Annotated in this window: 32 protein-coding genes and 1 riboswitch; of the genes, 22 read left to right on the top strand and 10 right to left on the bottom strand. The window is 76.4% G+C overall.

Annotation, left to right across the window (positions count from 1 at the left end):
* The first annotated feature begins 54 nt into the window (after positions 1 to 54).
* Entirely contained in the window at positions 55 to 480 is a 426-nt protein-coding gene (locus GOBS_RS02780) for a VOC family protein (RefSeq protein ID WP_012946777.1), read from the top strand.
* 44 nt (positions 481 to 524) lie between these two features.
* On the opposite strand, the gene GOBS_RS27025 is transcribed toward GOBS_RS02780, so the two are convergent.
* A complete protein-coding gene (locus tag GOBS_RS27025) occupies positions 525 to 662 on the bottom strand; it encodes a hypothetical protein (RefSeq protein ID WP_166487266.1) in 138 nt (45 codons plus the stop codon).
* Positions 663 to 879: 217 nt separating this feature from the next.
* Here GOBS_RS27025 and GOBS_RS26735 point away from each other — a divergent pair, with 217 nt between their 5' ends.
* Together GOBS_RS26735 and GOBS_RS02770 are read left to right on the top strand one after the other, a co-directional pair.
* Entirely contained in the window at positions 880 to 1440 is a 561-nt protein-coding gene (locus tag GOBS_RS26735) for a type II toxin-antitoxin system PemK/MazF family toxin (protein WP_166487265.1), read from the top strand.
* Between the two features lie 5 nt (positions 1441 to 1445).
* Complete coding sequence (locus GOBS_RS02770; RefSeq protein ID WP_012946774.1) at positions 1446 to 2189, top strand: class I SAM-dependent methyltransferase; 744 nt, start codon at positions 1446 to 1448, stop codon at positions 2187 to 2189.
* Here the strand turns inward: GOBS_RS02770 and GOBS_RS02765 are convergent.
* The 5 genes from GOBS_RS02765 to GOBS_RS25120 form a co-directional block, all read right to left on the bottom strand.
* Positions 2159 to 2632 carry a hypothetical protein gene (locus tag GOBS_RS02765; RefSeq protein ID WP_012946773.1) on the bottom strand — a complete coding sequence of 158 codons (474 nt, stop codon included), beginning with the start codon at positions 2630 to 2632 and terminating at the stop codon, positions 2159 to 2161. The two genes, GOBS_RS02770 and GOBS_RS02765, sit on opposite strands and share 31 nt — an antisense overlap.
* Before the next feature lie 74 nt (positions 2633 to 2706).
* On the bottom strand, positions 2707 to 2982 hold the full coding sequence (locus tag GOBS_RS02760) for a hypothetical protein (RefSeq protein WP_243697626.1): 276 nt from the start codon (positions 2980 to 2982) through the stop codon (positions 2707 to 2709).
* Positions 2983 to 3112: 130 nt separating this feature from the next.
* Positions 3113 to 4180: an AbrB family transcriptional regulator gene (locus tag GOBS_RS02755; protein ID WP_012946771.1), complete on the bottom strand. Its 1068-nt coding sequence runs from the start codon at positions 4178 to 4180 to the stop codon at positions 3113 to 3115.
* A gap of 53 nt (positions 4181 to 4233) precedes the next feature.
* On the bottom strand, positions 4234 to 4527 hold the full coding sequence (locus GOBS_RS02750) for a transcriptional regulator (RefSeq protein WP_012946770.1): 294 nt from the start codon (positions 4525 to 4527) through the stop codon (positions 4234 to 4236).
* Positions 4524 to 4982, bottom strand: a complete 459-nt coding sequence (locus GOBS_RS25120) for a hypothetical protein (RefSeq protein ID WP_012946769.1) — start codon at positions 4980 to 4982, stop codon at positions 4524 to 4526. Before GOBS_RS25120 ends, GOBS_RS02750 begins: the two co-directional genes overlap by 4 nt.
* Before the next feature lie 105 nt (positions 4983 to 5087).
* Positions 5088 to 5158, top strand: a riboswitch (cobalamin riboswitch).
* Positions 5159 to 5219: 61 nt separating this feature from the next.
* Between GOBS_RS25120 and GOBS_RS02740 the strand changes: the two genes are divergently transcribed.
* The 11 genes from GOBS_RS02740 (at position 5220) to cobA (ending at position 15959) form a co-directional block, all read left to right on the top strand.
* A complete protein-coding gene (locus GOBS_RS02740; protein WP_012946768.1) occupies positions 5220 to 7244 on the top strand; it encodes a putative cobaltochelatase in 2025 nt (674 codons plus the stop codon).
* Positions 7245 to 7320: 76 nt separating this feature from the next.
* Positions 7321 to 7935 carry a cob(I)yrinic acid a,c-diamide adenosyltransferase gene (cobO, locus tag GOBS_RS02735; RefSeq protein ID WP_012946767.1) on the top strand — a complete coding sequence of 205 codons (615 nt, stop codon included), beginning with the start codon at positions 7321 to 7323 and terminating at the stop codon, positions 7933 to 7935.
* 85 nt (positions 7936 to 8020) lie between these two features.
* Positions 8021 to 9406: a cobyrinic acid a,c-diamide synthase CobB gene (locus tag GOBS_RS02730; protein WP_012946766.1), complete on the top strand. Its 1386-nt coding sequence runs from the start codon at positions 8021 to 8023 to the stop codon at positions 9404 to 9406.
* Positions 9393 to 10073, top strand: coding sequence for an energy-coupling factor ABC transporter permease (locus tag GOBS_RS02725; RefSeq protein ID WP_012946765.1), 681 nt, complete (start codon positions 9393 to 9395; stop codon positions 10071 to 10073). Before GOBS_RS02730 ends, GOBS_RS02725 begins: the two co-directional genes overlap by 14 nt.
* The gene (locus GOBS_RS02720; protein WP_012946764.1) at positions 10070 to 10375 is read left to right on the top strand and encodes an energy-coupling factor ABC transporter substrate-binding protein; all 306 of its coding nucleotides are present in this window, start codon (positions 10070 to 10072) and stop codon (positions 10373 to 10375) included. Before GOBS_RS02725 ends, GOBS_RS02720 begins: the two co-directional genes overlap by 4 nt.
* An 88-nt stretch (positions 10376 to 10463) precedes the next feature.
* On the top strand, positions 10464 to 11198 hold the full coding sequence (gene cbiQ, locus GOBS_RS02715; RefSeq protein WP_012946763.1) for a cobalt ECF transporter T component CbiQ: 735 nt from the start codon (positions 10464 to 10466) through the stop codon (positions 11196 to 11198).
* On the top strand, positions 11195 to 12034 hold the full coding sequence (locus GOBS_RS02710; RefSeq protein ID WP_012946762.1) for an energy-coupling factor ABC transporter ATP-binding protein: 840 nt from the start codon (positions 11195 to 11197) through the stop codon (positions 12032 to 12034). Before cbiQ ends, GOBS_RS02710 begins: the two co-directional genes overlap by 4 nt.
* Positions 12031 to 12453, top strand: a complete 423-nt coding sequence (locus tag GOBS_RS02705) for a cobalamin biosynthesis protein (RefSeq protein ID WP_012946761.1) — start codon at positions 12031 to 12033, stop codon at positions 12451 to 12453. The genes GOBS_RS02710 and GOBS_RS02705 overlap by 4 nt, the downstream gene beginning before the upstream one ends.
* Complete coding sequence (gene cobC / locus GOBS_RS02700; RefSeq protein ID WP_012946760.1) at positions 12441 to 13517, top strand: Rv2231c family histidinol phosphate aminotransferase CobC; 1077 nt, start codon at positions 12441 to 12443, stop codon at positions 13515 to 13517. The genes GOBS_RS02705 and cobC overlap by 13 nt, the downstream gene beginning before the upstream one ends.
* Positions 13514 to 14626, top strand: a complete 1113-nt coding sequence (cobT, locus tag GOBS_RS02695; protein ID WP_208104448.1) for a nicotinate-nucleotide--dimethylbenzimidazole phosphoribosyltransferase — start codon at positions 13514 to 13516, stop codon at positions 14624 to 14626. The genes cobC and cobT overlap by 4 nt, the downstream gene beginning before the upstream one ends.
* 73 nt (positions 14627 to 14699) lie before the next feature.
* On the top strand, positions 14700 to 15959 hold the full coding sequence (cobA, locus tag GOBS_RS02690) for a uroporphyrinogen-III C-methyltransferase (RefSeq protein WP_012946758.1): 1260 nt from the start codon (positions 14700 to 14702) through the stop codon (positions 15957 to 15959).
* 92 nt (positions 15960 to 16051) lie between these two features.
* On the opposite strand, the gene GOBS_RS02685 is transcribed toward cobA, so the two are convergent.
* The gene (locus tag GOBS_RS02685; RefSeq protein WP_012946757.1) at positions 16052 to 16828 is read right to left on the bottom strand and encodes a hypothetical protein; all 777 of its coding nucleotides are present in this window, start codon (positions 16826 to 16828) and stop codon (positions 16052 to 16054) included.
* A 23-nt stretch (positions 16829 to 16851) separates the two neighbouring features.
* Between GOBS_RS02685 and GOBS_RS02680 the strand changes: the two genes are divergently transcribed.
* Together GOBS_RS02680 and GOBS_RS02675 are read left to right on the top strand one after the other, a co-directional pair.
* The gene (locus GOBS_RS02680) at positions 16852 to 17322 is read left to right on the top strand and encodes an ABC transporter permease (RefSeq protein WP_049788126.1); all 471 of its coding nucleotides are present in this window, start codon (positions 16852 to 16854) and stop codon (positions 17320 to 17322) included.
* Positions 17319 to 17591 carry a helix-turn-helix transcriptional regulator gene (locus tag GOBS_RS02675; protein WP_012946756.1) on the top strand — a complete coding sequence of 91 codons (273 nt, stop codon included), beginning with the start codon at positions 17319 to 17321 and terminating at the stop codon, positions 17589 to 17591. Before GOBS_RS02680 ends, GOBS_RS02675 begins: the two co-directional genes overlap by 4 nt.
* Before the next feature lie 7 nt (positions 17592 to 17598).
* On the opposite strand, the gene ygiD is transcribed toward GOBS_RS02675, so the two are convergent.
* Positions 17599 to 18390, bottom strand: coding sequence for a 4,5-DOPA-extradiol-dioxygenase (gene ygiD / locus GOBS_RS02670; protein ID WP_041241795.1), 792 nt, complete (start codon positions 18388 to 18390; stop codon positions 17599 to 17601).
* 101 nt (positions 18391 to 18491) lie between these two features.
* Positions 18492 to 18959 carry a redox-sensitive transcriptional activator SoxR gene (gene soxR, locus GOBS_RS02665; protein ID WP_012946754.1) on the bottom strand — a complete coding sequence of 156 codons (468 nt, stop codon included), beginning with the start codon at positions 18957 to 18959 and terminating at the stop codon, positions 18492 to 18494.
* 48 nt (positions 18960 to 19007) lie between these two features.
* Here soxR and GOBS_RS02660 point away from each other — a divergent pair, with 48 nt between their 5' ends.
* From GOBS_RS02660 to hflX, 3 genes are all read left to right on the top strand, one after another.
* The gene (locus GOBS_RS02660) at positions 19008 to 19754 is read left to right on the top strand and encodes an SDR family NAD(P)-dependent oxidoreductase (RefSeq protein WP_012946753.1); all 747 of its coding nucleotides are present in this window, start codon (positions 19008 to 19010) and stop codon (positions 19752 to 19754) included.
* Positions 19751 to 20770 carry an S-adenosylmethionine:tRNA ribosyltransferase-isomerase gene (locus GOBS_RS02655; RefSeq protein WP_012946752.1) on the top strand — a complete coding sequence of 340 codons (1020 nt, stop codon included), beginning with the start codon at positions 19751 to 19753 and terminating at the stop codon, positions 20768 to 20770. Before GOBS_RS02660 ends, GOBS_RS02655 begins: the two co-directional genes overlap by 4 nt.
* Positions 20771 to 20947: 177 nt before the next feature.
* On the top strand, positions 20948 to 22102 hold the full coding sequence (hflX, locus tag GOBS_RS02650) for a GTPase HflX (RefSeq protein ID WP_012946751.1): 1155 nt from the start codon (positions 20948 to 20950) through the stop codon (positions 22100 to 22102).
* Here hflX and GOBS_RS27945 read toward each other — a convergent pair whose 3' ends face one another.
* Positions 22103 to 22810 carry a (2Fe-2S)-binding protein gene (locus GOBS_RS27945; protein ID WP_208104369.1) on the bottom strand — a complete coding sequence of 236 codons (708 nt, stop codon included), beginning with the start codon at positions 22808 to 22810 and terminating at the stop codon, positions 22103 to 22105.
* Between the two features lie 204 nt (positions 22811 to 23014).
* Here GOBS_RS27945 and acs point away from each other — a divergent pair, with 204 nt between their 5' ends.
* The 3 genes from acs (at position 23015) to GOBS_RS02630 (ending at position 26776) form a co-directional block, all read left to right on the top strand.
* Complete coding sequence (gene acs / locus GOBS_RS02640; protein WP_012946749.1) at positions 23015 to 24964, top strand: acetate--CoA ligase; 1950 nt, start codon at positions 23015 to 23017, stop codon at positions 24962 to 24964.
* Between the two features lie 352 nt (positions 24965 to 25316).
* Positions 25317 to 25823 (top strand): phage holin family protein, encoded by a 507-nt coding sequence (locus GOBS_RS02635; protein WP_012946748.1) that lies wholly within the window; start codon positions 25317 to 25319, stop codon positions 25821 to 25823.
* Positions 25824 to 25849: 26 nt separating this feature from the next.
* A complete protein-coding gene (locus tag GOBS_RS02630; RefSeq protein WP_012946747.1) occupies positions 25850 to 26776 on the top strand; it encodes an alpha/beta fold hydrolase in 927 nt (308 codons plus the stop codon).
* The last annotated feature ends 15 nt before the right edge of the window (positions 26777 to 26791 follow it).

The following is a 26791-nucleotide window of genomic DNA, read 5'->3' as shown; positions in this document are numbered from 1 at the left end:
GCGGGCCCCTGCGGGGAAGCCGGATCCGTCGGCGCCCCGGCCTATCGTCCGCGCATGGCCACGGACATCCAGATCGTGATCGACAGCGCCGATCCGCACGGACAGGCCGACTGGTGGGCCGAGGTCCTCGGATGGCAGGTCGAACCGCAGGACGAGGCGTTCATCCGCCGCATGGTGACGACGGGCGCAGCGACCGAGGCGGACACCACCACGCACCGCGGCGCGCTGGTGTGGCGCTCGGGCGCAGCCATCACCTCGCCCGACCCCGACCGGCCGCGGGTGCTCTTCCAGCTGGTCCCGGAGGCCAAGACCGTCAAGAACCGCGTGCACCTGGACGTGCACGTGGGCGCGGACGGGCGGGAGGACGAGGTCGGCCGCCTCCTGGGACTGGGCGCGACCGAGCTCCACCGGGCCTCGCAGGGCCCGTTCGAGTGGGTCACCCTGGCCGACCCCGAGGGCAACGAGTTCTGCGTCGCCTGAGCGAGGACCCCGTCCTCCCACGGTGGGGGGCAGGGGGTCCCCTGTCAGCCGACGCGCAGGTCGCGGGCGAGTCTCCGGTAGGCGACGGTGCGTTCGGCGATGGCCCGTCGGCGACCGCGCCGGCTCCGCCGGCCGGTGCCCAGGTACCGTGCGTCCTCCACGAGCTGGAAGGCGGCGAGCACGCTCGCCTTCACCTCGCGCCCCCGCGGCAAAGCAGGGGGAAGCGGCTCAGCCGAGGTCATGGCGACCCCCCTCTCTCGGGGTCGGCAGTGCCCGGTCCCCGTGCGGACATGGTGCCCCTGCCTCGGCAGGTCCAACCGTGTTGGTGACGGATCGACACCTGTGTGTCACACGGAACACCCGACCAGCACCACCCGCCCCACCCGTACCGTGCCGGGCATGGCCGGACCCTCCCTGCCCCGGGTGCTCAGGTCGCTGCTGCGCGCGGTCGTGCGGCCGCCCGCCACCCGGCCCGGTCCACCCGCGGCCCGGCACCGTCCGCCCGCGGCTCGGCCCGCTCCGTCCGTCGCGCGCGGCCCCGGCGGCCCCGTCCGGGACCTCACCGGCGGCCTGGACGGCGTCGACCTCGCCTTCCGCCCGCAGGACGACGGCGAGCCCGACCCGGGCGAGGTCGTGTGGGCGTGGGTGCCCTACGACGAGGGCGACGGCCGCGGCAAGGACCGCCCGGTGCTCGTCGTCGGCCGCCGGGGCGCCGACCTGGTCGGCCTGATGCTCTCCAGCCAGGACCACGACCGGGACGCCGCGGACGAGGCACGGCACGGCCGCACCTGGATGGACGTCGGCCGCGGCGGCTGGGACCCGCGCGGGCGACCCAGCGAGGTGCGCCTGGACCGCCTGCTGCTCCTGCCACCCGGCTCGGCCCGCCGGGAGGGCGCGGCGCTCGGTCGGGCGGTCTTCGACGACGTGGTGACGGCGCTGCACGCACTGCACCGCCGCTGACCGCGGTGGACGCCGCTGAGGTCTTCCGGGCACTGCACGGCGACCTGCCGCGCGAGGGCGTGGGGTCGGACGCGACCACCCGGACGCTGCTGGAGCTCACCGCGCCGCTGCCGGCCTCCCGCCGCGCTCTCGACATCGGCTGCGGTCCCGGTCGGGCGTCGCTGGTGCTGGCCGGTGCCGGCGTGCGGGTGACCGCCGTGGACCTGCACGAGCCGTTCCTGCGCCGCACCCGCAGCGCCGCGCAGGACGCCGGCCTCGCCGGGCGGGTCGCCGTCGAGCGGGCGTCGATGACCGCGCTGCCCCACCCCGACGGCACGTTCGAGCTGCTGTGGTGCGAGGGCGCGGCCTACCTGATGGGCGTGGACCGGGCGCTGCACGAGTGGCGCCGGCTGCTGCGGCCCGGTGGGGCGCTGGTGCTCACCGACGCGGTCTGGACGACGGCCGCCCCCTCCGCGGAGGCCCGCCGGTTCTGGGCGCGGTACCCGGCGATGCGCGACGAGGCGGCACTGGTGGGGGCGGCCCGGTCGGCCGGCTGGGAGGTCCTGGCGACGCACCTGCTGCCCGACGCGGACTGGACCGACGAGTACCACCGCCCGCTGGCCGCGGCGATTGACGCAGTGATCGAGGCGCTGCCGGACCCGGACCCCGGGACGGCCGCGGTCCTGGCCGAGGCCCGCAGCGAGGTCGAGGTCCGGCGGGCGCACCGCGACGAGTTCGGCTACCTGGCGCTGGTGCTGCGCCGCACCTGAGCGACCGGCGCCGCGACAGCGGCACCGTGGAGCCGGCGCTTCGCGACGGCGATGGGCGCCTGACCGACCAGCGCAGGCAGCACCCACCACACCGGGTTCCCCGTGGAGGCCACCAGCAGCCCGGTTACCAGTGCGATGTAGGAACCGCCCAGCAGGTGCGGCTGCAGGGTCCGCCAGTGCGGCCACGCCTGTCGCCGGGCCAGCGCACCGGTGACCGCGAGCGCCTCCGTGGCCACGGCCACCGGGAGCAGCCAGCCCAGGCCGGGCGCCGACACCGCCAGGACCGCGCCGCTCGCCGCGACACCGGCGACCGCCGCCTGGTAGGCGCCGGCCGGGCCCCGCGCCCGTGCTCCCGCCAGTCGGGCGACGAGCCACACCGGTCCGAGCAGCAGTCCCGCCGTCCCGGCGGTCACGTGGAGCAGGAGCAGCGGGTCGCCGGTCATGGGCCGACGGTGTCAGCCGGCCCGGCCACCCGGCAGTGCCGTCCGTCAGGACCCGGGTGTGACAGGTGTACGGGTCACTCCGCGACGGACTGGTCGCGCACCATCTGCCGGGGGCGCAGGTGGTAGACCCCGGCCTGCGGGCCCAGCGGGGTCAGGTCGTAGCGGTGCACGACCTTGGGGCCGCCGTGCAGGTGGACGTGCGTGACGGTCGGCAGGGGCTCCCCGTGCCGCGCCTCGCGGATCTCCACCCGGCCGTCGAGCGGGCCACCGACGAACAGCAGAACCGCGTCCTGCGTGCCGGCGTCCGCGCCGGTCTGGTCCTCGGACAACTCCCTCACCTCCTCCGACACCCGGTCGAGGGTAGGCGCGCTCGGCCGCCGCGGCACGGCGCCGTCCGGGGCGCCTGGTCCTCCCCTGGCGTGGCCTGGGCCTGCGGCAGCCTCCCTGCTGGGTCCCGGCGGAGGGCAGGAAGGGCCTCCTTCAGCCGCCCTCGGAGCGGCGCAGCCAGCGCGCCAGCAGCGGCGCCGAGAGCAGCATCACGAACAGCCGCAGCACCTGCACGGCGAGCACGAAGGTGGCGTCGGCGCCGCCGTCCTGGGCGGTGGCCAGCACCGCGTAGAGACCCCCGGGGGTGGTGGCGAGGTAGGCGTCCAGCGCGCTGGCGCCGGTGGTCGCGGCGAGCACCGCACCCAGTCCGGCACAGGCGGCGACCAGTCCGAGGATCACGGCGAGCGCGAGCGGCATCGCCCGGCCGACGGTCCGCAGGCTGTCCCGGTCGAAGTTCAGCCCGACCACCAGCCCGATGACCAGGAAGGCCGCCGTCCCCAGCGGCGCGGGCACGTCCGCCCCGCCCGAGAGCCCGCCGAGGTCGAGCCCGGCGGCGACCAGCAGCGGCCCGAGCAGCGTCGGCACCGGGATCCGCAGCAGCCGGGCCAGCGGGGTACCGGCCAGCAGGCAGACCGCGGCGAACAGCAGCCCGGCCGGCCACCCGGGTCCCGCGTCGTCCACCGTCGTCCCCCCGGAGCCGGGTTCGGCGCCGAACAGGGCCACCGCCGCCACCGGCATGAGGACGACGATGAGCAGCACCCGCAGGTACTGCAGGACGGCGACCATCCGCTCGTCGGCGCCCAGCTCTCGGGACATCGCCGTGATGCCCGACGCGCCCCCGGCGACCATCGCGAAGGCCCCGGTCACCGGGCTGACGCCGGGCTGCAGGCGCATGAGCAGCCCGGCCAGCACGCTGAGCAGCAGGGTGCCAACGGTGACCAGCAGGACCGGCAGCCAGTCGCGGCCGATCGCCTCGAGGGTGTCCAGGTCGACCAGCGCGCCGATCGAGACGCCGATCAGCCCCTGCGCCGCCGTCGTGGCCGGCCGGGGGACGGCGAGCCTGCGGCGTCCGGCCAGTCCGCGCACCAGCCCGGCCACCAGGCCGCCGAAGAGGGACGGCGAGGGCAGGTCGAGGACGTCGAGGGCCAGCGTGACGGCGAGGGCGGTGGCGACCACGAGGGCCAGGTCGGCCGCCCGCGCAGCCCGTCCCGCGTCCGCCACGGCGCCCACTCTCCCGGCCGGCCGCCTGCTGCCGGCCTGCAGGGGGTCCTCTCTCAGCCGCCGGTGATGCGGCGCAGCTCGGCGACGTGCGCGTCGAACGCGGCCCGGCCCTCCTCCGTCAACGCCAGGCTGGTGCGCAGCCGGGAGGCGCGGGTGGCCTTGCGGACCCGCACGTAGCCGGCCTCCTCGAGCTGCTTGACGTGCTTGGACAGCACCGAGTCGCTGACGCCGACGGTGTCGCGGACCGCGGCGAAGTCCATCGTGTCGACGGCGGCGAGCAGGCCGCAGACCTGCAGCCGGGGTGGCGGGTGGATGACCGCGTCGAAGCGCGGCGCGACCGTGGTCACCGTTCGCCACGCAGCTCGGCGACGTAGATGCGGGTCCACCACCGGCTGATGACGGCCACGCCCACGCCGAGCACGGCACCCGCGACCACCATCGCGCCGCCCCAGTGCTCGTCGACCGCGAAGCCCGCGAGCAGGACCCCGAGGGCGAACGCCATCCACACCGCCAACGCCCGCCAGGTCGGCCCCTTCCGGAACGCGTCCACCCAGAAGCCGGTGCGCCGCTCGTAGACCTCGACCAGCCCGCGGAGGCACAGCAGGAAGACGACGACCGCCGCGAGGCTGACCCAGTTGTCGTGCAGCGCGTAGGAGCTCACGAACCCGAACAGGAGCAGGCCGAGCAGCGCGTCGTACCACCACGGCTGCATCGCCCGGTCGGCCAGCGCGGCGCGCTGGGACTGCAGGGCGGCCAGCTCGGCCCGGGCGGCGTCACGGTCGAAGGCCTCGTCGCTTTCCATGTCGGAAAAAGTGCCGATCAACTTTCCACTTCGTCAAGGGACGGGCCGGGGTGTCACTCGCCAGGGCGTTCGTGGTCTGATGACGCGGCCACAGCGACGGCAGTGGAGGAAGCCCGGTGCGACTCCGGCGCGGTCCCGCCACTGTGACCCGGCACCCGCCGGGGAGTCAGGAACTCCCGCCGCCGCCTCCTGCCACCTCCGGGCGTGGACACCCGGGGAGAGGATCCGTGCCCCCGCATGACGTACCCCTTCGGCGCCGTCGTCGGCATGGACGACATGCGGCTCGCCCTGCTGCTCAACGCCGTCTCCCCCGCCGTCGGCGGCGTGCTCGTCCGCGGCGAGAAGGGAACGGCGAAGTCGACGACGGTGCGCGCGCTGTCCGCCGTGCTGCCCCCGGTGGACGTCGTCGCCGGGTGCCGCTTCGCCTGCGACCCCGCCGCCCCGGACCCGGCCTGCCCCGACGGCCCGCACGACGCCGGCGCCCCGGGCTCCACCCGCCCGGCGCGGCTGGTCGAGCTGCCGGTGGGCGCCTCGGAGGACCGCGTCGTCGGCTCGCTGGACCTCGAGCGGGCGCTCACCGAGGGCGTGAAGGCCTTCGAGCCCGGGCTGCTGGCCGCGGCGCACCGCGGCGTGCTCTACGTCGACGAGGTCAACCTGCTGCACGACCACCTCGTCGACCTGCTGCTGGACGCCGCCGCGCTGGGCACCGCCTACGTCGAGCGCGAGGGCGTCTCGGTGCGGCACGCTGCGCGGTTCCTGCTGGTCGGGACGATGAACCCCGAGGAGGGCGAGCTGCGCCCGCAGCTGCTCGACCGCTTCGGGCTCACCGTGGAGGTGGCCGCGCCGCGCGACCCGGTCGAGCGCGCCGAGGTGGTGCGCCGCCGGTTCGCCCACGACGCCGACCCGGCCGGGTTCGCTGCGTCGTGGGCCGACGAGGAGGCCGGGCTGGCGCGCCGGATCGCCGAGGCCCGCGCCCGCCTGCCGCACGTCGTCCTCTCCGACGACGCGCTGCGCCAGGTGACCGCCGTGTGCGCGGCGTTCGACGTCGACGGGCTGCGCGCAGACCTGGTCACCGCCCGCGCCGCGATCGCGCACGCCGCCTGGTGCGGCCGGGACGAGGTCACCGAGGACGACGTCCGGGTGGCCGCCCGGCTGGCCCTCCCGCACCGCCGGCGCCGCAACCCGTTCGACGCGCCCGGTCTGGACGAGGAGACCCTCGAGCAGGCGCTCGACGACGCCCGCCCCGACGACGACCCGCCCGAGGGCCCGGACGACGGCGGCGGCACCCCGCCTCCCCCGCCGCTCGGCCCGTCTGGGGACGGCGGTGCGCCGGAGGCCCCGGGCGCCGACGACGGCACCGGGTCGTCCCCTCCCTCGACGGCACCCCGCGGGGAGGGTGGCGGCTCCGCCGAGGCCGCCCCGGCCCCCGACCGCGCCGCGGTGGCGCCCGGCGACCCGTTCCGCACCCGCCGCCTCGAGGTGCCCGGCATCGGCGCGGGCGTGGCCGGCCGGCGCTCGCGGGCACGAGGCGACCGCGGCCGCGTCGTCGGCGCGACCCGCCCGAGCGGCACGGTCACCCGGCTGCACCTGACCGGCACCGTGCTCGCCGCCGCGCCGCACCAGGTCGCCCGCGGCCGCACCGGCCCGGGACTGCGGATCGCCCGGGAGGACCTGCGCCAGGCCGTCCTGGAGGGCCGGGAGGGCAACCTCGTGCTCTTCGTCGTCGACGCCAGCGGCTCGATGGGCTCCCGCTCGCGGATGACCGCGGTCAAGGGCGCCGTGCTCTCGCTGCTGCTCGACGCCTACCAACGGCGGGACAAGGTCGGCCTGGTCACCTTCCGCGGCGCCGAGGCCGAGCTGGCGCTGCCGCCGACCTGGTCGGTGGAGGCCGCCGCGGCCCGGCTCACCGCGCTGCCCACCGGCGGGCGCACCCCGCTCGCCGCCGGGCTGCTGCGAGCGCACGAGACGCTGCGGGTCGAGCGGGTCCGCGACGCGCAGCGCCGCCCGCTGCTCGTCGTCGTCACCGACGGGCGGGCCACCGGTGCGCGCGGGTCCGCCGCCGTCGCCGACGCGCACGCCGCCGCAGCACTGCTGGCGGCGCAGGGGACGGCGGCCGTCGTCGTCGACTGCGAGTCCGGCCCGGTGCGCCTCGGGCTGGCCGGCGCGCTCGGGACGGCGCTGGGCGCGCAGACCCTGCGCCTGGAGGAGCTGGCCGCCGAGTCGCTGGCCGCCACGGTGCGCTCGCTGCGGGAGGTCGCCTAGTGAGCGAGCGTGCGAGCTCACCGGTGAGCACAGCGCCCCGAGGCACTCGGCCGACGAGCGCCAGCGAGGAGGACTAGTGCCCCAGGGACAGGTCTCGGTCGTCCCGCAGGACGGGCTGACGACGAGACAGCGGCGCAACCGGCCGCTGCTCGCCGTCCACACCGGGGAGATGAAGGGCAAGTCCACCGCCGCGTTCGGCATGGCGATGCGGGCGTGGAACCAGGGCTGGTCGATCGCGGTCTACCAGTTCGTCAAGAGCGCGAAGTGGCGGGTCGGCGAGGAGAACGCGCTGACCGCCCTGGGCCGGCTGCACGAGCAGACCGGCGAGGGCGGGCCGGTGGTCTGGCACAAGATGGGGTCGGGCTGGAGCTGGTCGCGCCGTCAGGGCACCGAGGTCGACCACGCTGCCGACGCCGCCGAGGGCTGGGCGCAGATCAAGCGCGACCTCGCCGCCGAGGCGCACCGCTTCTACGTGCTCGACGAGTTCACCTACCCGCTGAAGTGGGGTTGGGTCGACGTCGATGAGGTCGTGGAGACGCTGACGAACCGCCCGGGCAACCAGCACGTGGTGATCACCGGGCGGGACGCGCCGCGGGCACTCGTCGAGGCGGCGGACCTGGTCGTCGAGATGACCAAGGTCAAGCACCCGATGGACGCCGGCCAGAAGGGCCAGCGGGGGATCGAGTGGTGAACGCGGTGCGCCGTGACCGTCGGCGGGTGGCTGCCCGCGTCCGGCGTGTCGGCAGCCACCCGCCGATGATCACGGAGGGCCGCCCGTGACCCTGCCGCGCGTGGTCGTCGCCGCGCCGTCGAGCAACGCGGGCAAGACGTCGGTCGCCACCGGCCTGGTCGCCGCGCTCGCCGCCCGCGGCCTGACCGTCTCGCCGCACAAGGTCGGCCCCGATTACATCGACCCGGGCTACACCGGCCTCGCCGCGGGGCGGCCCGGGCGCAACCTCGACGCGGTGCTGGTCGGCGAGGAGCGGGTCGTCCCGCTGTTCCTGCACGGGGCCCGCGGCGCCGACGTCGCCGTCGTCGAGGGGGTCATGGGCCTGTTCGACGGCGCTACACGGCCGGGCCTGGAGCCGGGCTTCGCCTCCACCGCGCACGTGGCCCGGCTGCTGCGCGCGCCGGTGGTGCTGGTCGTCGACGCCTCGGCGCAGGCGCAGAGCGTGGCCGCGCTGGTGCACGGGTTCGCCACCTACGACCCGACGGTGCGGCTCGGCGGCGTGGTGCTCAACCGGGTCGGCAGCGACCGGCACGAGGAGATCCTGCGCGAGGCCCTCGGCGGCTCCGGCGTGCCGGTGCTGGGCGCGGTCCGCCGCATGGAGGCCCTCGGCACGCCGTCGCGGCACCTGGGCCTGGTGCCCGCCGCCGAGCGCTCGGCCGAGGCGCTGGCCACCGTCGGCCGGCTCGGCGAGGTGGTCGCCGGCGCGGTCGACCTGGACGCCGTCCTGCGGCTGGCCCGCACCGCGCCGGCCCTGGACGCCGTCCCGTGGGACCCCGCCGCGGAGGTCACCCCGGTCGAGCGCCGGCCGCGGATCGCCGTCGCCGGCGGTGCTGCCTTCACCTTCGGCTACGCGGAGAACACCGAGCTGCTCGAGGCCGCCGGTGCCGAGGTGGTGACCGTCGACCCGCTGCGCGACGAGGCGCTCCCCGAGGGGACGACGGGCCTGGTGGTCGGCGGCGGGTTCCCCGAGGTGCACGCCGCGGACCTCTCGGCGAACGATTCGCTGCGGGCGGACGTCGCCGCGCTCGCCGCCCGGGGCGCCCCGGTCGCTGCCGAGTGCGCCGGCCTGCTGTACCTGGCCCGGAGCCTGGACGGCGTCCCGATGTGCGGCGTCCTCGCCACGGACGCGGTCATGTCCGCGCGGCTGACCCTCGGCTACCGCGAGGCCGTCGCGCTCAGCGACTCGGTGCTCGCGCCGGGCGGCACCCGGGTGCGCGGCCACGAGTTCCACCGCACGGTCACCACCCCGGCCGCCGGGTCCGCGCCGGCCTGGCGGTGGGCGGGAGCGGAGCCGGAGGGGTTCGTGAGCGGGAGCGTGCACGCGTCCTACCTGCACCTGAACTGGGCCGGGTCCCCGGCCCTGGCCGAGCGGTTCGCGGCCGCCTGCGCGGCGGCAGCTCTTCCGGAAGGGGCACGGCATGCACATCGCTGAGGGGTTCCTGCCGGCGACGCACGCGGTCGGCTGGACGCTGGCCGCCGCGCCCTTCGTCGTCCACGGAGCCCGGCAGGTGGTCACCGAGGTGCGCGAGCGCCCGGAGAACACGCTGCTGCTCGGCGCGGCCGGCGCGTTCACCTTCGTGCTGAGCGCGGTGAAGCTGCCCTCGTTCACCGGCAGCTCCAGCCACCCCACCGGCACCGGGGCCGGCGCGGTGCTGTTCCGGCCGCCGGTGATGGCGCTGCTCGGCACCATCGTGCTGCTGTTCCAGGCGCTGCTGCTGGCGCACGGCGGGCTGACCACGCTGGGCGCCAACGCCTTCGCCATGGCGGTGGTCGGGCCGTGGGCCGGTTACGGCGCCTACCGGCTGGTCCGCCGGCTGGGCGGCGGGCTGCTCCCCGGGGTGTTCGCCGCGATGGCCGTCGCCGACCTCGCGACCTACGTCACGACGGCCGGGCAGCTCGCCCTCGCCCTGCCCGACGCCGAGACCGGGGTCGCCGGCGCGCTGGTCAAGTTCCTCTCCGTCTTCGCGCTGACCCAGGTGCCGTTGGCGGTCGGCGAGGGGCTGCTGGGCGTGCTGCTGTTTCGGACGCTCACCGTGAACGCCCGCCCCGAGCTGGAACGCCTCGGCCTGCTGGCGGCTGCGCCGGAGCCGACCCGGTGACCCGCTCCCGGCTGGTGACCGCGCTGCTGGTCCTCGGCGTGCTGGCGCTGGTCGCGCTGCCGCTGGTCCTCGACGGCGGGACGGCGGAGTTCGCCGGCACCGACGCCACGGCCGCCGAGCTCGCCGAGGAGCAGGGCGCGCAGCCGTGGTTCGAGTCGGTGTTCTCGCCGTCGTCGGCCGAGGTGGAGTCCGGGCTGTTCGCGTTGCAGGCGGCGCTCGGCGGCGGGGTGCTCGGCTACGTGCTCGGCCGGCTGCGCGGCCGTCGGCTGGCCGAGCGCTCGCGGGAGGACGGCGGGACGTGAGCGCCTCCGTCGGCCGTGACCACCGTCGGGTGGTCGTCCTCCCGCGGCGTGTCGGCAGCCACCCGACGGTGGTCATGGACGGTCCGGCATGACCGGGCTCGCCGTGGACGACGCGGCCTGGGCCAGCGCCTGGCGCCGCCGCTCCCCCGCCGACAAGCTGCTGCTCTGCGGTGGCCTGGTCGGGTGCGCGCTGGCGCTGCCGGCCTGGCCGGGGAGCGTGCTGGTCGGTCTCACCGCGGTCGTCCTCGCGCTCGGCCCGGCCCGGGTGCCCGCCCGCACGTTCGGCCGGGCGGTGCGCTGGCCACTGGCGTTCATCGCCGTCGGCGCGCTGACCTCGGTGGTCACCGTGGGCACCGGTGGCCTGGGCTGGGCGCCGGACGCCGCCGCCCGCGCCGGCTCGCTCGCCGGGCACGCGCTAGCCGGCAGCGCCGCGGTGCTGCTGCTGGCCACCACCACGCCGGTGTCGGACCTGCTGCCCGCGCTGCGCGGCCTGCGGGTGCCGGCGGCGGTGGTCGAGGTCGCGGCGGTCACCTACCGGCTGCTGTTCGTGCTGCTGGCGAGCCTGCACACCATCCGCGAGGCGCAGACGGCCCGGATGGGCTACTCGACGCCTGCCCGCGGCTGGCGCTCGTCCGGCGCGCTGGCCGCCGCGGTGCTCACCCGCTCCTGGGACCGCGCCCGCCGCATGCAGGAGGGGTTGGCCGGCCGGGGCATGGAGACGGGCCTGCGGGTGCTGCCCGAGGTGCTGCCGTCGTCCCGGGCCTTCCTCGCGGCCTCCGCCGCCGGGCTGGCCGCCATCGTCGCCGTCGGGCTGGCCGCATGAGCCACCGGACGCTGACCGCCGAGCGGCTGGTCGCCGGCTACGAGCGCGGCCGCCGGGTGCTCGACGGCGCCTCGCTCACCGTGCCGGCCGGGCGCCGGCTGGCGCTGCTCGGAGCCAACGGCTCGGGCAAGACCACCCTGCTGCGCTGCCTGTCCGGGGCGCTGGAGCCGGTCGCCGGGACGGTCGCGGTGGACGGGGAGCGGCTGCAGCACACCCGCCGCGGCCTGCGCGCGCACCGGCAGGAGGTGCAGCTGGTGCTGCAGGACCCCGACGACCAGCTGTTCAGCGCCTCGGTCGCCCAGGACGTCTCCTTCGGCCCGCTCAACCTGGGCCTGCCCGAGGACGCCGTCCGGGGGCGCGTCGCCGAGGCGCTCGCGCTGCTCGGCGTCGGGCACCTGGCCGGCCGGCCCACCCACCAACTCTCCTACGGCGAGCGCAAGCGGGTCGCGATCGCCGGCGCGGTGGCGATGCGGCCGTGCGTGCTGCTGCTCGACGAGCCCACCGCCGGGCTCGACCCGTCGGCGGTGGCCGAGGCGCTGGCCGCGCTCGAGCGGCTGCGGGCGTCGGGGTCGACCGTCGTCATGAGCACCCACGACGTCGACCTGGCGCTGCGCTGGGCCGACGACGTGGCCGTCGTCGTCGACCGCGCGGTGGTGCAGGGCGCGCCCGCCGAGGTGCTGGCCGACGACGCGCTGCTCGCCCGCGCCCGGCTCGACCGGCCGTGGGCGCTGACCGTCGGTGCCCGGCTGCGCTCGCTCGGCCTGTTGCCCGACGGCGCCCTCCCCCGCGACGTCGCCTCGCTGCTGGCCGCGTTGCCCGAGGGGGTGACCCCGTGATCGTCGTGGGCATCGGCGCGCGACCGGGGGTGAGCGTCGACGAGGTGCTGGCCGCCGTCGACGCCGTCCTGCCCGCCGGCGCGGAGGGCGTGCGGCTGGCCACCCTCGACGCCCGCGCCGCCGAGCCCGGCCTGGTCGAGGCGGCGGTCGCCCGGGGCTGGCCGGTCACCGGGCACCCTGCCGCCGCGCTGGCCGCCGTCACGGTGCCGTCGCCGTCCTCCCGGGTGGCCGCGGCCGTCGGGACGCCGTCGGTGGCCGAGGCCGCGGCGCTGCTGGACGGCGGGACGCTGCTGGTGGGCCGCACGGTCGTCGGCCGGGTGACCGTGGCGGTCGCCGTGAGCGGACAGGGGCGTGAGCATCGCAGCGAGGTACGAGCGAGGAGCGGAGCGCCCCGCGGGAGCGAACCGTGGACAGCGTGACGGATCTCGACCACCACGGGGACGCCGAGCTCGCCCCGGGCCTGGTCGACCTCGCGGTCAACGTGCGCGCCGGGACGCCGCCGTCGTGGCTGCGCGCCGTCCTGCACGAGGCGCTCGACGACGCCGCCGCGTACCCCGACGCGCGCCCGGCCCGCGCCGCGGTCGCCGCCGCGCACGGCCGGCCGGCCGACGAGGTGCTGCTCACCGCCGGCGCCGCCGAGGCGTTCACCCTGCTGGCGCGGGCGGTGCAGCCGGGCCGGGCGGTCGTCGTCCACCCGTCGTTCACCGAGCCGGAGGCCGCGCTGCGCGCCGCCGGGCACCCGGTCGAACGGCTGCTGCTCGAGCCGCCCGGGTACCTGCTGCGGGACGTCCCGGAGGACGCCGACCTGGTGGTGCTGGGCAACCCGACCAACCCGACGTCGGTGCTGCACCCGGCCGAGGACGTCGCCGCGCTGGCCCGGCCGGGGCGGGTGCTGCTGGTCGACGAGGCGTTCGCCGACACCGTGCCCGGTGAACCGGCGTCCCTGGCCGGGCGGCGCGACCTGCCCGGGCTGCTCGTGGTTCGCAGCCTGACCAAGACGTGGGGGCTCGCCGGCCTCCGGGTCGGCTACGCGCTCGGCCCACCGGAGCTGGTCGCGGCGCTGGCCACGCAGCAGCCGCACTGGCCGGTGTCCACCCCGGCGCTGGCCGCGCTCGTCGCCTGCACCACCCCCGCGGCACGCGCCGAGGCCGAGGCGGCGGCGCGCGCGCTGACCGGGGATCGAGCCGCGTTGCTGGCCGCGCTGCCGCCGGTTGTCGAGGTCGTCGCGGCGCCGCGGTCGTCGTTCGTGCTGCTGCGGGTGCCGGACGGCGCGCGGGTGCGAGCGGCGCTGCGGGACCGGGGCTGGGCGGTGCGCCGCGGCGACACCTTCCCCGGGCTGTCCCCCGACCACCTGCGGGTCGCCGTCCGCGATCCCGCCACCTCGGTGGCCTTCGCCGCCGACCTCGCTGCCATCCTGGACCCTGCGCTCCCCGTGACACCGGCGTTCCGGGACCTGCCCCGCATCCCCGAGGAGATCCGCTGAGCCGCCCCACGCCCCCCTCCAGCGACGCCCCCTTCGCCGGCACCCTGCTGGGCGACACGATCGCCGCGATCGCGCCCCGGGACGCCGCCGCCGAGCGCGCCGCCCGCGACCGGCTGGACCGGATGACCAAGCCGCCGGGCTCGCTCGGCGTGCTGGAGGACGTCGCCGCGCAGCTGTCCGGCACCGCCGGCACCTGCCCGCCTCCGCTCCCCACGCCGGCCGCGGTGGCGGTCTTCGCCGGCGACCACGGGGTGCACGCGCAGGGCGTCACGCCGTGGCCGCAGGAGGTCACCGCGCAGATGGTGGCCAACTTCGCCCGTGGCGGTGCGGTGGTCAACGCCTTCGCCGCGCAGCTCGGTGCCGACGTCGTCGTGGTGGACGTCGGGGTCGCGACGCCCTACGCGGTCGAGCCGAGCCCGGCGCTGCTGTCCCGCAAGGTCCGGCACGGCACCGACGACCTCGCCGTCGGCCCGGCCATGACGCTCGAGGAGGCTCAGCGGGCGGTCGAGGTCGGGATCGAGGTCGCCACCGAGCTGGCGGCGGAGCACAGCTGCCTGGTCACCGGCGACATGGGGATCACCAACACGACGGCGTCGGCGGCGCTGGTGTGCGCGTTCACCGGTGCGACGTCGGCCGCTGCCACCGGTCGCGGCACCGGTGTGGACGACCCGACGCTGGCCCGCAAGGTCGAGGTGGTCGCCCGCGCGACCACGCGGGTGCCCGAGCGGCCGTCGACGCCGGAGGCCGCGCTCGCCGCCCTCGCCGAGGTCGGCGGCCTGGAGCACGCGGCGCTGGCCGGGTTCGTGCTGGGTGCCGCGGCAGCGCGGGTGCCGGTGCTGCTGGACGGCGTGATCGCCGGGTCCGCGGCGCTGGTCGCGGCCGCGCTCTGCCCGGCGGCGCTGGAGCACGCGCTGGCCGGCCACACCTCCGCGGAGCCGGGACACGGCATCGCGCTGCGGGCCCTGGGCCTGCGGCCGCTGCTGGGGCTGGACCTGCGCCTGGGCGAGGGCACCGGCGCACTGCTGGCGCTGCCGCTGGTCGCCAGCGCGGCGCGGGCGCTGCGCGAGGTGGCGACGTTCGACTCGGCCGGTGTGACGGAGAAGTCGTGAGCGAGCTCGCGAGCTCACGCGTGGGCTCAGCAGCGCCGCTCGCGGCCGCGACGAGCGCCGGCGAGGAGCGATCGTGAGCGCCACCCCGGTCGACCCCGCGAGCGGGGTGGTCTACCCGGTCGGGCTGCGGCTGCTGGACCGGGAGGTGGTCGTCGTGGGCGGCGGGCAGGTGGCGCACCGCCGCGTCGCCGGGCTGCTGGAGGCCCGCGCCCGGGTCACGGTGGTCAGCCCCGAGGTGACGCCGGCGCTGGAGGCACTGGTCGGCCCGGGCGCGGTCACCTGGGTGCGCCGCCGCTACGAGGCGGGCGACCTGGACGGCGCGTGGTACGCGGTGGCCGCGACCGACGACCCCGTGGTCAACGCGGCGGTCGCCGAGGAGGCCGAGCGGTCGCGGGTGTTCTGCGCCCGCGCCGACGACCGGTCGGCGTCCAGCGTGTGGACCCCCGCGGTCGGACGGCAGGGCGACCTCGTCGTCGGCGTGCACGGCGGCGGCGACCCGCAGCGCGCGGTCGGTGTGCGGGACGCGGTGCTGGCCGGCCTGACCGACGGCACCATCCGCGACCACGCGGGGCGGGAGGCTCCCGGCGGGCGGCCGGGCTCGGTCGTCCTCGTCGGCGGCGGCCCCGGTGACCCCGGGCTGATCACCGTGCGCGGCCAGCAGGCGGTGTCGCAGGCCGACGTCGTCCTCGCCGACCACCTCGCGCCGCAGTCGCTGCTGGCCTCGCTGCCGGCCGACGTGGAGGTCATCGACGCCTCGAAGCTGCCGCGCGGCCGGTACATGGCGCAGGAGCAGATCAACGCGCTGCTGGTCGAGCACGCCCGGGCCGGGAAGCGGGTGGTGCGGCTCAAGGGCGGCGACCCGTTCGTCTTCGGCCGCGGCATGGAGGAGCTCGAGGCCTGTGTCGCCGCGGGCGTGCCGGTGGAGGTGGTGCCCGGGGTGACCAGCGCGATCGGCGTTCCCGGGCTGGCCGGCATCCCGGTCACCCACCGCGGACTGACCCACGAGTTCGTCGTCGTCTCCGGGCACGTGCCGCCGGGTCACCCGCAGTCCCTCGTCGACTGGGCGGCACTGGGCCGGCTGCGCGGCACCATCGTCGTCCTGATGGGCGTCGACACCGCACCGGCGATCGCCGCGGCGCTGGTCGAGCACGGCCGCGCGCCGGAGACGCCGGTGGCCGTCGTCGCCGACGGCTCGACGCCGACCCAGCACGCGGTGCGCACCACGCTCGCCGGTTTGGGGAAGACCCTGGCCGACGAGGGCATCCGCCCGCCTGCCGTCTGGGTGGTCGGCGAGGTCGTGCGGCTGACCGCGGGGCTCGCGCACCCGCGCTGACGCCCGCGACCCCGCCTGGCGTTCCTGCGGAGACGCCCGAAGGCTCTACCGTGAGGTGGCGCGGTCCCGTGTCCGGCGTTCCCGCGGGAACGTCAGCGGCCGGCCGGGACGGCGCGGTCGCGGAGCAGCCGGACCACCGCCTGCGGGTCGTCGGCCCAGAAGGCGACGCGGGCCACCGGCTCGTCCTGCCCGGCCACCGGCACCGGCGGGTCGAAGCGCAGTTCCACGTCCGTGTCGCCCATGACCGAGAGCACCAGCCGGTCGCCGTTCCGGACGACGGTCCGCCCGTGCTCGGACTCCGTGCTGCGCCGGGCCGAGACCAGGCCGGCCAGCGGGACGGCGATGGGGTGCAGGTGCCCGGAGCGCAGCACCAGCTCGCCGTCGCGCAGCACGTGCGGGTGCTGGAACAGCGACAACCCGGAGCCGAGCACCCGGACCAGCCCGTAGAACGACACGACCAGCAGGACCCACCGCGCGATCTCCCACGGCAGCAGCACGTGGACGACCGCCGTCTCCAGCACGCCGAGGGCGGTCACCGCGCCGAGGACCAGGCCGAAGCGGCCGGCGTAGGGCAGCGGCACGTCGTCCGGCCCGACGGCCGAGCGGCGCCGGACGGCCCACCACAGCGCCCGGATCACCCCGGCCTCCGCGCGGACCAGCCGGAGGAGCACCGGTGGCCAGACGGCCTCCGCTCCCGCCACGAGACCCGTGCGCCGGCCAGCACCACGCTGCCGCGTCGCCCGGTACGCCCGGCGGAAGGCGGCCGCCTCGACGACCAGGACGACGGCGAAGAGCGCCTCCAGGACCAGCGCCACGACGATGCCGGTCCGCAGCGACAGCACTCCGGACAGGGCCAGCGCGACGTCCACCAGCGGGATGACCAGCGCCAGCCATGATCCTCGACGGCGTCATGCCGGGCGGAGCGGCAGGGTGGCTGACCGCGGTCTGGGTGCTCCTGCTGGGGATGGCGGCGACGATGCCGCTGGGCATGGTGCTGCTGGGTGCCGTGCTGCCGAACGTCCAGAAGCTCAGCAGCTGGGGCATGCTGCCCGCCCTGCTGCTGACCGCCATCTCGGGGATCTTCTTCCCGGTGCAGGCGCTGTGGGGCTGGGTGCAGGCGGTGGCGCAGGTCTTCCCGGTCTACTGGCTCGGGCTGGGCATGCGTTCGGCGTTCCTCCCCGAGGCCGCCGCCGCAGTCGAACTGACGGGGTCGTGGCGCACCGGGCACGTCGCCGTCGTGCTCACCGCCTGGGCGGTCGCGGGCCTGCTGGTGACCCCGGTGGTGCTGCGCCGGATGGCCCGCCGGCAGTCCGGCTCCCAGGTCGCCGCCGCCCGCGACACGGCCGGCCAGTGGGTGCGGTGAGCGGCGACAAGTCCGGGGACGCCGTCTACAACCGGATCGCGCTGCTGCGCGCCGAGCAGGGCGTCACCCGACGCGAGCTCGCCGACGCCCTCGGCGTGCACTACCAGACGGTCGGCTACCTGGAGCGCGGCGAGTACAACCCCAGCCTGCACCTGGCGCTGCGCATCGCCGAGTTCTTCGGCCTGCCGGTCGAGGTGGTCTTCTCCACGCGACCCTTCCCGCGGATCAGCGACGCAGGGACCCCGGAACCGCCCGCGGCCGCCGGGTAGGCGCCGGTCAGCCGACGTCGACGACGGGGGGCGTCATGCCGACGGTATAGGACGCCATCGACAGCGAGCCGTCGGTGAACCCGTCGACCAGTAGCTCCGCCGTCGTGCCGGTCGCCCCCGCGATCCCGGCGACGTAGAGCAGCGGCAGGAGGTGCTCGGGGGTGGGGACGGCGAGGGTGGCGTCCGGGTGCCCGTCGAGGGCGGCGACCTCGGTCGGCCGCTCCAGCATCAGCTCGCGCACCCGCTCGTCGAAGCGGTGCGCCCAGTCGTACCCGCTGTCGGGCATCGTGCGGCTCACCGCGGCCAGGTTGTGGACGACGTTGCCGCTGCCGATCACCAGCACGCCGTCCTCCCGCAGCGGCGCCAGCGCGGCGCCCAGCCGCAGGTGGTGGTCGGCCGGCTCGAGCGCGTTGACGGACAGCTGCACCACCGGCACGTCGGCGTCCGGGAAGGCGTGCCGCAGCACCGACCAGGCACCGTGGTCGATGCCCCAGCTGTCGAGGTCGGCGCCGACCCACGTCGGGTGGACGACGTCGGCGACCTCCTCGTACAGCTCGGGCAGTCCGGGTGCCCCGTAGTCGACGTCGTAGAGCTCGCGTGGGAAGCCGTAGAAGTCGTGGATGGTGCGCGGCCGGGGCATCGCGGTCATCGCGGTGGCGTGCAGGTACCAGTGCGCCGAGACGACGAGGATCGCCCGCGGCCGTGGCACCGCCTGGCCGAACACGCGCCAGGCCCGCGTGTAGCGGTTGTCCTCGATGGCGTTCATCGGGTTGCCATGGCCGAGGAACGCAGCCGGCATCACCGTCACGCCGCGATCCTCTCCCGCACGCGCGGGGCGTGCGACACCGGGACGATCACCCGGCGTCGGTTCCGGTGGTCACCCGGCGTCCGTCGCAGCGGTCACCCGGCGTTGGAGGTCGGCGGCTCCCGCCGCAGCGCCGGGGACAGCCGTCGCGCACCCGGCCCCTCCGCGCCGGCGACGTCGCCGGGGTTGTACAGACCGCACCGGGTCAGCGACAGGCAGCCGCAGCCGATGCAGGACGACAGCCCGTCCCGCAGCTGCACCAGCGCCGCGATCCGCTCGTCGAGCCGCTCCCGCCAGGACTCCGAGAGCCGGGCCCAGTCGCGGCCCGACGGCGTCCGCCCGTCCGGCAGCGTGGCCAGCGCCTCGCGGATCTCCGGCAGCGTGAGCCCGACGTTCTGCGCGGCGCGGACGAACGCCAGCCGGCGCAGCACGCTGCGGGGGAAGCGCCGGGCCCCGCCGGCCGTGCGGGTGGCGGTGACCAGGCCCTGCGCCTCGTAGTAGCGCAGCGCGGAGACGGCCATCCCCGACCGCTCGGCCACCTGCCCGATGGTCAGCCCGTCCACGACGCCTCCCCTTGACCTCAAGTCGGCTTGAGGCTCGACGGTAGCGCCATGACACCTTCCACCGCACTCGTCACCGGCGCCTCCCGTGGGCTCGGCGCCGCCCTCGCCGAGGCCCTGAACCGCCGCGGCTGGCGGCTCGTCGTCGACGGCCGCGACCCCGACCGGCTGGCGGCCGGCGTCGCCGCGCTCCCCCGGCCCGACCTGGTCACCGCCGTGGCCGGCGACGTCGCCGACCCCGCCCACCGGGCCGCCCTCGCCGCTGCCGTCCCCGGCCGGCTCGACCTGCTGGTCAACAACGCCAGCGAGCTCGGCCCCACCCCGCTGCCCCGGCTGGCGGAACTGCCGCCCACGGCCCTCGAGCGGGTGCTGGCGGTCAACACCGTCGCCCCGCTCGCCCTGGTCCAGGCGGTGCTGCCGGCGCTCGAGCGGGCACGCGGGGTGGTGCTCGACGTCAGCAGCGACGCCGCGGTCGAGGCCTACGAGGGGTGGGGCGGCTACGGCGCCAGCAAGGCCGCGCTCGACCGGCTGAGCGCCGTCCTCGCCGTCGAGCACCCCGGCCTGCGGGTGTACGCCGTCGACCCGGGCGACATGGCCACCGACATGCACCGCGCGGCCGACCCCGGCGCGACCGGGCTGCCGGAGCCCGCGGCCGTCGTCCCGGCGCTGCTGCGGCTGATCGACGGCGACCTGCCCAGCGGCCGCTACCGGGTGGCCTCCCTGCAGGGTCCCGCCGCGAGCCTGCGAGCGGCGGGGGGCAGCGAGGTCCTTCCACTGGCTGCCGAGGCCGTCCGATGACCGCCTTCACCATGGGCGCGGAGGCGAGCGCACCGCCGGAGCGCCGGGGCCTGGCCCGCGACGGCGTCCGGCTGATGGCGGTCCGGCCGGGCGGCACCACCGAGACGACCTTCCGTGACCTGCCCGAGCTGCTCGAGCCCGGCGACCTCGTCGTCGTCAACACCTCGGCCACGCTGCCGGCGCGCCTCGACGCCCGGCGGGCCGACGGCGTCCGCGCCCCGCTGCACGTCTCCACCGCGCTGGACGACGGCGACTGGGTCGTGGAGCTGCGCCGTCCGGACAACGACGGCCCGGACCGTGGTGTGGAGCCCGGCACGGTGCTCGACCTGCCGGGCAGGGTCCGGCTGCGGCTGCTCGAGGGCTTCCCCGCCCCGGCGCGGGCGTCGCGGCTGTGGCGGGCCCGCCCCGATCCGGACGTCGCCGTGGCCGAGCTCCTGCGGCGGCACGGCACGCCCATCCGCTACGGCCACCTCAGCGCCGCGGTCCCGCTGGCCGAGGCGCAGAACGTCTACGCCACCGAGCCCGGCAGCGCGGAGAACGCCAGCGCCGGGCGGCCGTTCACCGACCGCGTGCTGGTGCGGCTGATGGCCCGCGGGGTCCCCGTCGTCCCGGTGGTGCTGCACGCCGGCGTCTCCAGCCCCGAGCTGCACGAGCCGCCGATGCCGGAGCGCTACCGGGTGCCCGAGGTCACCGCCCGGCTGGTGAACGCCACCCGCGCGGCCGGGAGCCGGGTCGTCGCCGTGGGGACGACGGTCACCCGCGCGCTGGAGACGGCGACCGGCGAGGACGGCGTCACCCGCGCCGCGGCCGGCTGGACCGACCTCGTGCTGGGCCCCGACCGTCCGGCCCGCGCCGTCTCCGGCCTGCTCACCGGGCTGCACGCGCCCGACGCCAGCCACCTGCTGCTGCTCGAGGCGGTGGCCGGCCGCGAGTTGGTGGACGAGGCCTACGCCCGGGCCGCCGCGGGCGGGTACCTGTGGCACGAGTTCGGCGACACGATGCTGTTCCTCCCGTAGCGGCTACGGCGCGGAGCCGAGGGCGGCGCGTCCGGGTACGGGCGCCGGGGTCCCCGGTCCCGGCGGTGTCTCCGGCGCGCGTCGGTCGACCCCGCGCTCCGGTGGCGGCCCGCCATCCGGGGAACGAGGCTGAGGACGCCGGAGCAGACGGTGCCACCCGGGTTTCGGGAGACGCACATGCCAGGGACGTGGCTGCTGGGCAGCGAGGTCGCGCAGGACGGGAACCGCGACGGGGACGGCGGACCGGACGGCGCCCGCGCGGTGCTGCTCGGCCTGCGGGACGGCGGGCGCGGCGCGGCCGACCCGCTCGACGAGCTGGAGCGGCTGGCCGAGACCGACGGGGTGGCCGTCGTCGGCCGGCTGGTGCAGCCCCGCGACCGGCCCGACCCGGCGACCTACCTGGGGTCGGGCAAGGTGGCCGAGCTCGCCGACCTGGTGCGCGACCGCGACGCCGGCCTGGTCATCGCCGACGGCGAGCTCTCCCCCGCGCAGGTGCGCAACCTCGAGGAGCGGCTCGGCGCGCGGGTGGTCGACCGGACGGCGCTGATCCTCGACATCTTCGCCCAGCACGCGCGCAGCTCCGAGGGCAAGGCGCAGGTCGAGCTGGCCCAGCTGGCCTACCAGCTGCCGCGGCTGACCGGGCACGGCGTGGAGATGTCCCGGGTCGGTGGCGGGCGCACCGCGGGCGGCGCGGGCATCGGCGTCCGCGGCCCCGGTGAGCAGCAGCTGGAGTCGCGCCGTCGGCACCTGCGGCGGCGGATGACGCTGCTGCGCCGGCAGGTGCAGGACACCGCACGGCGGCGGGAGCGCACCCGCTCGCGGCGGCGCCGCAACCGGGTGCCCTCGGTGGCGCTCACCGGCTACACCAACGCCGGGAAGTCGGCGCTGCTGAACCGGCTCGCCGGCGCCGACGTCCTGGTGCAGGACGCGCTGTTCGCCACGCTCGACCCGACGGTCCGCCGCACCCGGACCCCCGACGGCCGGCCGTACACCCTCACCGACACCGTCGGGTTCGTCCGCCACCTGCCGCACCAGCTGGTCGACGCCTTCCGCTCCACCCTCGAGGAGGTCGTCGACGCCGACCTCGTGCTGCACGTCGTCGACGCCTCCGCGCCCGACGCCATGGACCAGGTGACCGCCGTGCGCGGGGTGCTCCACGAGATCGGCGCGCGCGACCACCCCGAGCTGCTGGCGCTCAACAAGGTGGACGTCGCCCCGGAGGGCTGGCTGGCCGCGCTGCGGGCGGCCTATCCCGACGCCGTCCCGGTGTCCGCGCTGACCGGCGAGGGCGCCGAGGAGCTGCGCCGGGCGATCGGGGAGCGGCTGGACTGATCAGCGCATCCGCGCGGCGGTGTCCTCGAGCAGCACCTCGCGCTCGGCGGCCGGGCGGCGCGGGCAGGAGGTGCACAGCGGCTCGGGCGGCAGCCGGTAGAGGAGGCAGCACGACACCCGCCGGGTGAAGCGGACGCCGGCGACGTCGACGTAGCGGGGCACCGGGAGCGGCGGTCCGACAGCGGCCGCCAGCGGCGCGGCCAGCGCGGTCACCCGCCGCTCCTCCCCCAGCGCCCGGCCCAGGGCCAGCAGCCGGTTGGCCAGCGAGTCGGCGGCGATCGCCCAGAGCGGCCGTGCGCGCATGCGGCCGGCCGCGGCCACGACGTCGACCACCTCGGCGAGGGCGTCCCGGAGCTCCGCGGCGGTGTCCCCGCCGGGCGCAGACGACGTGGCGGCCACCAGCGTCCCGCCCGCCAGCAGCGCCACGGAGGTGTCGGCCAGCCGGGCCGACAACGGCCGCCCGGTGACCAGCCCGGCCAGCACGGGGGTGAGCAGCACCGAGGACGCCGAGTACCACCACACGGTGGCCAGCACCCGCCGGTCGTCGGAGGCGTACCGCGCCCCGAGCGCGGCCAGCCGCGCGCTCGTCCAGTCGGCGTCGGCGAGCAGCGCGGCCGGGACGGCGACCGCGGACGGGGGCGCCAGCAGGCCGAGCGCCGCCGCGCCCGGCACCCGGGCGGCCACCGCCGCCTGCACGCCCGCCGTCACCCCGCCAGTCTGGCGGCCGGGCGCGGCCCGGACCACGCGCTCCGCCGCGCCCACGTTGCGCCGGGCAGACGGAATGCGTCGTGGGCCATACGGTGTGGCAGACAACACTCCGCGTCGCGCCGCTGCCGGGACGCCGGGTGCCGACCGCGACGACCGGACACAGGACAGGCGTCGACGACGACGCCACGGAGCAGGAGGAGTCGCATGAGCGAGTCGACCGAGCTGGAGGGCCGCCGGTTCCCGGCGCCGGAGCAGTTGGCGGCACAGGCCAACGTGGGTCCCGACGCCTACGAGCGGGCGGCGCAGGACCGGCTGGGCTTCTGGGCGGAGGCAGCCGACCGGCTGAGCTGGGCGCAGAAGTGGGACGAGGTCCTGGACTGGAGCAACCCGCCGTTCGCCAAGTGGTTCGTCGGCGGCAAGCTCAACGTCGCCTACAACTGCGTCGACCGGCACGTCGAGGCCGGCCACGGCGAGCAGGTCGCCTACCACTGGGAGGGCGAGCCGGGCGACACCCGGACGATCACCTACGCCCAGCTCAAGGACGACGTCTGCAAGGCCGCGAACGCCCTGCTGGAGCTGGGTGTACAGGCCGGCGACCGGGTCGCCATCTACATGCCGATGATCCCGGAGGCGGTCGTCGCGATGCTGGCCTGCGCCCGCATCGGCGCCGTCCACATGGTGGTCTTCGGCGGGTTCTCCGCCGACGCGCTGGCCAGCCGGATCACCGACTCCGGTGCCGTCCTCGTCGTCACCTCCGACGGCGGCTACCGGCGCGGCTCACCCAGCGCGCTCAAGCCCGCGGTGGACGACGCGGTCGCACGCACCGAGAGCGTCCGCAACGTGCTCGTGGTCCGGCGCACCAAGCAGGACGTCGAGTGGAGCGAGGGCCGCGACCTGTGGTGGCACGACGTCGTCGACCGGCAGTCGACGGAGCACACGCCCGAGGCGTTCGACGCCGAACACCCGCTCTACATCATGTACACGTCGGGGACGACGGCCTCGCCCAAGGGCATCCTGCACACCTCCGGCGGCTACCTCACCCAGGTCGCCTTCACGCACTGGGCGTCCTTCGACCTCAAGGCCGACACCGACGTCTTCTGGACCTCCGCCGACATCGGCTGGGTCACCGGCCACAGCTACATCGTCTACGGGCCGCTGGCCAACCGGGCGACCTCGATCATGTACGAGGGGACGCCGGAGACGCCGCACCGCGGCCGCTGGTTCGAGCTCATCGAGAAGTACAAGGTCACGATCATGTACACGGCCCCCACGGTGATCCGCACCTTCATGAAGTGGGGGGAGGACATCCCGGCCGGGTTCGACCTGTCCTCGCTGCGGCTCCTCGGCTCGGTCGGCGAGCCGATCAACCCCGAGGCCTGGCTCTGGTACCACAAGAACATCGGCGGCGGCCGGTGTCCGATCGTGGACACCTGGTGGCAGACCGAGACCGGTGCCCACATGATCAACCCGCTGCCCGGCGTGACCGCCCTCAAGCCCGGCTCGGCGCAGACCCCGTTCCCCGGCATCTCGGCCAAGGTCGTCGACGACGAGGGCAACGAGCTCGGCGACGACTCGAGCGGGCTGCTGGTGCTCACCGAGCCCTGGCCGTCGATGCTGCGGACCATCTGGGGGGACGACGACCGCTACGTCGACACCTACTGGTCGCGGTTCGGCAAGGAGGTCTACTTCGCCGGGGACGGCGCCAAGAAGGACGCCGACGGCGACATCTGGCTGCTCGGCCGGGTGGACGACGTCATGAACGTGTCCGGGCACCGCATCTCCACCACCGAGGTCGAGTCCTCGCTGGTCGCGCACCCCACCGTCGCCGAGGCGGCGGTCGTCGGCGCCAGTGACCCGACCACCGGCCAGGGCATCGTCGCCTTCGTCATCCTCCGCGGGAACGCCGAGGACTCGGGCGACGAGCTGGTCCAGCAGCTGCGCACCCACGTGGCCAAGGACATCGGTCCGATCGCCAAGCCGCGCCAGATCATGGTCGTGCAGGAGCTGCCCAAGACCCGCTCCGGCAAGATCATGCGCCGGCTGCTGAGGGACATCGCCGAGAACCGCGAGCTCGGTGACGTCACGACGCTCACCGACTCCTCGGTGATGAACCTGATCAAGGACAAGCTGCCGGCGTCCTCCTCGGAGGACTGAGGGAGGACCCCCCTGCTCCGCCACTCGTAAGAGGACCCCGTCCTCCTCACCGAGGAAGGATCCTCCTGCCCCCCCACCGTTCGCAGGCTCACGGCGGGGCCCTGCAGGAGGGCCGGCGGCGAGCCTCTGGACGGGGCCGGGCGGGACCCTGCAAAGGGACCGTTCCAGCACGTCGCCCGGGGCCGGTGGCGGCAGCACGCCCCTCGGGGAGGCTCTGCAGAGGGCCTCCCCGAGCGGCGTGGGGGAGCCACCGAAGCGCGCGCTCGGTGATCATGGGGCACGATCTCCCCAGGTGGGTCCGCTCGCGTCGGGCGGCCCGCCATCCGCCCGTCGACCCCAGGAGGTGCCCCTCGTGGCCCACAGCGCATCGTCGAACCCGTCCGGGGCACGGAGCACCACCCGCACGGAGGAGCCCTCCGTCGGCGCCCTGGTGCAGAGCGCCATGGCCGACGTCTCGACGCTGATCCGCAGCGAGATCGAGTTGGCCAAGGCCGAGGTCGGCAAGTCGGCGAAGAAGGCCGGGATCGGGGCCGGGGCCTTCGGCGCGGCCGCAGTCCTGCTCGCCTTCTCCGGCATCTTCCTGTTCGTCACCATCGCCGAGTTCCTCACCTGGTTGGGGCTGGAGCGGTGGATCTCCTACCTGATCGTGTGGCTGCTGCTGGTGGTGCTGGCCGGCATCGCCGCCCTCGTGGGTCGCAGTTCGCTGAAGAAGATCGAGAAGCCCGAGCGGACGATCGAGACGCTGCGCGACCTGCCCGAGGTCATCCACCGCGAGGCGCCCGGCCAGCGTCGCCGTGAGGTGCCAACCGTCAGCAACGGCCGCGTGCAGCTGCGCGGCAGCGAGAACTACACCGTCTGAGCGGGCGCCCCCGCGCGCCCGCACCGGTGAGCACCCCCGACACCGAGCGACCGGACGCGACCAGCGTCCTGCTCCCCGGCCCCTGGACGCACCGCGACCTGTCGGCCAACGGCGTCCGGCTGCACGTCGCCGAGGCCGGCGAGGGCCCGCTGGTGCTGCTGCTGCACGGGTTCCCGGAGTTCTGGTGGGCCTGGCGGGCACAGCTGCCGGCCCTGGCCGCGGCCGGCTTCCGCGCCGTCGCGCCCGACCTGCGCGGCTACGGCGGCAGCGACAAGCCCCCGCGCGGCTACGACCTGCCGACCGCGGCCGCCGACGTCGCCGCACTGGTCCGCGCGCTGGGCGAGCGCGACGCCGTCGTGGTCGGCCACGACTGGGGTGGGCTGGTGGCCTGGACGATGGCCGCGCTGCACCCCCGCAGCGTCCGCCGGCTGGCCGTGCTCTCCATGGCCCACCCGCGGCAGCTGCGTGCCGCGCTGGCCGACCGGGCGCAGCGGAAGGCGCTGCGCCACATCCTCGGCTTCCAGGTGCCCCGCCTGCCCGAGCGGCGGATGACCCGGGCCGACGACGACCCGGTGGCCGACCTCATGCGCCGCTGGGCCGGGCCCGCGTGGACCGCCACCGCCGGTTTCGCCGAGGCGGTGTCCCGGTACCGGTCGGCCGCCCGCATCCCGCAGGCGGCCTACGGCTCGATGGAGTACTTCCGCTGGGCCGGCCGCTCCCAGCTGCGCCCCGACGGGCTGCGCTACGCCCGCCGGATGGCCGCTCCGGTGACCGCGCCGACGCTGCAGCTGCACGGCGTGCTCGACCCCTGCGTGCTGCCGTCGTCCGCCCGCGGGTCGGGCCGCTACGTGGCCGGCGCCTACCAGTGGCGGGAGCTGCCCGGCGTAGGACACTTCCCGCACGAGGAGGTACCGGGGGAGGTCAACGCGGCCCTGGTCGGCTGGGCCCGGTGACGGACTTGCGAGGGG

Source organism: Geodermatophilus obscurus DSM 43160, from assembly GCF_000025345.1.
In the GTDB taxonomy this organism is placed as follows: domain Bacteria; phylum Actinomycetota; class Actinomycetes; order Mycobacteriales; family Geodermatophilaceae; genus Geodermatophilus; species Geodermatophilus obscurus.
The sequence above is the reverse complement of the archived record's forward strand: the minus strand, read 5'-3'. Positions and strand labels throughout refer to the sequence as shown.

Excerpts from the sequence above, each read along its gene's own strand:
- hflX (WP_012946751.1), top strand. The coding sequence starts at position 20,948 with ATGCCAGGGACGTGGCTGCTGGGCAGCGAGGTCGCGCAGGACGGGAAC.
- GOBS_RS02740 (WP_012946768.1), top strand. The coding sequence starts at position 5,220 with ATGACGTACCCCTTCGGCGCCGTCGTCGGCATGGACGACATGCGGCTC.
- GOBS_RS02680 (WP_049788126.1), top strand. The coding sequence starts at position 16,852 with ATGATCCTCGACGGCGTCATGCCGGGCGGAGCGGCAGGGTGGCTGACC.
- acs (WP_012946749.1), top strand. The coding sequence starts at position 23,015 with ATGAGCGAGTCGACCGAGCTGGAGGGCCGCCGGTTCCCGGCGCCGGAG.
- GOBS_RS02765 (WP_012946773.1), bottom strand. The coding sequence starts at position 2,632 with ATGACCGGCGACCCGCTGCTCCTGCTCCACGTGACCGCCGGGACGGCG.
- cbiQ (WP_012946763.1), top strand. The coding sequence starts at position 10,464 with ATGACCGGGCTCGCCGTGGACGACGCGGCCTGGGCCAGCGCCTGGCGC.
- ygiD (WP_041241795.1), bottom strand. The coding sequence starts at position 18,390 with ATGCCGGCTGCGTTCCTCGGCCATGGCAACCCGATGAACGCCATCGAG.
- GOBS_RS02725 (WP_012946765.1), top strand. The coding sequence starts at position 9,393 with ATGCACATCGCTGAGGGGTTCCTGCCGGCGACGCACGCGGTCGGCTGG.
- GOBS_RS02710 (WP_012946762.1), top strand. The coding sequence starts at position 11,195 with ATGAGCCACCGGACGCTGACCGCCGAGCGGCTGGTCGCCGGCTACGAG.
- GOBS_RS25120 (WP_012946769.1), bottom strand. The coding sequence starts at position 4,982 with ATGGAAAGCGACGAGGCCTTCGACCGTGACGCCGCCCGGGCCGAGCTG.
- GOBS_RS02655 (WP_012946752.1), top strand. The coding sequence starts at position 19,751 with ATGACCGCCTTCACCATGGGCGCGGAGGCGAGCGCACCGCCGGAGCGC.
- GOBS_RS02660 (WP_012946753.1), top strand. The coding sequence starts at position 19,008 with ATGACACCTTCCACCGCACTCGTCACCGGCGCCTCCCGTGGGCTCGGC.
- GOBS_RS02780 (WP_012946777.1), top strand. The coding sequence starts at position 55 with ATGGCCACGGACATCCAGATCGTGATCGACAGCGCCGATCCGCACGGA.
- GOBS_RS26735 (WP_166487265.1), top strand. The coding sequence starts at position 880 with ATGGCCGGACCCTCCCTGCCCCGGGTGCTCAGGTCGCTGCTGCGCGCG.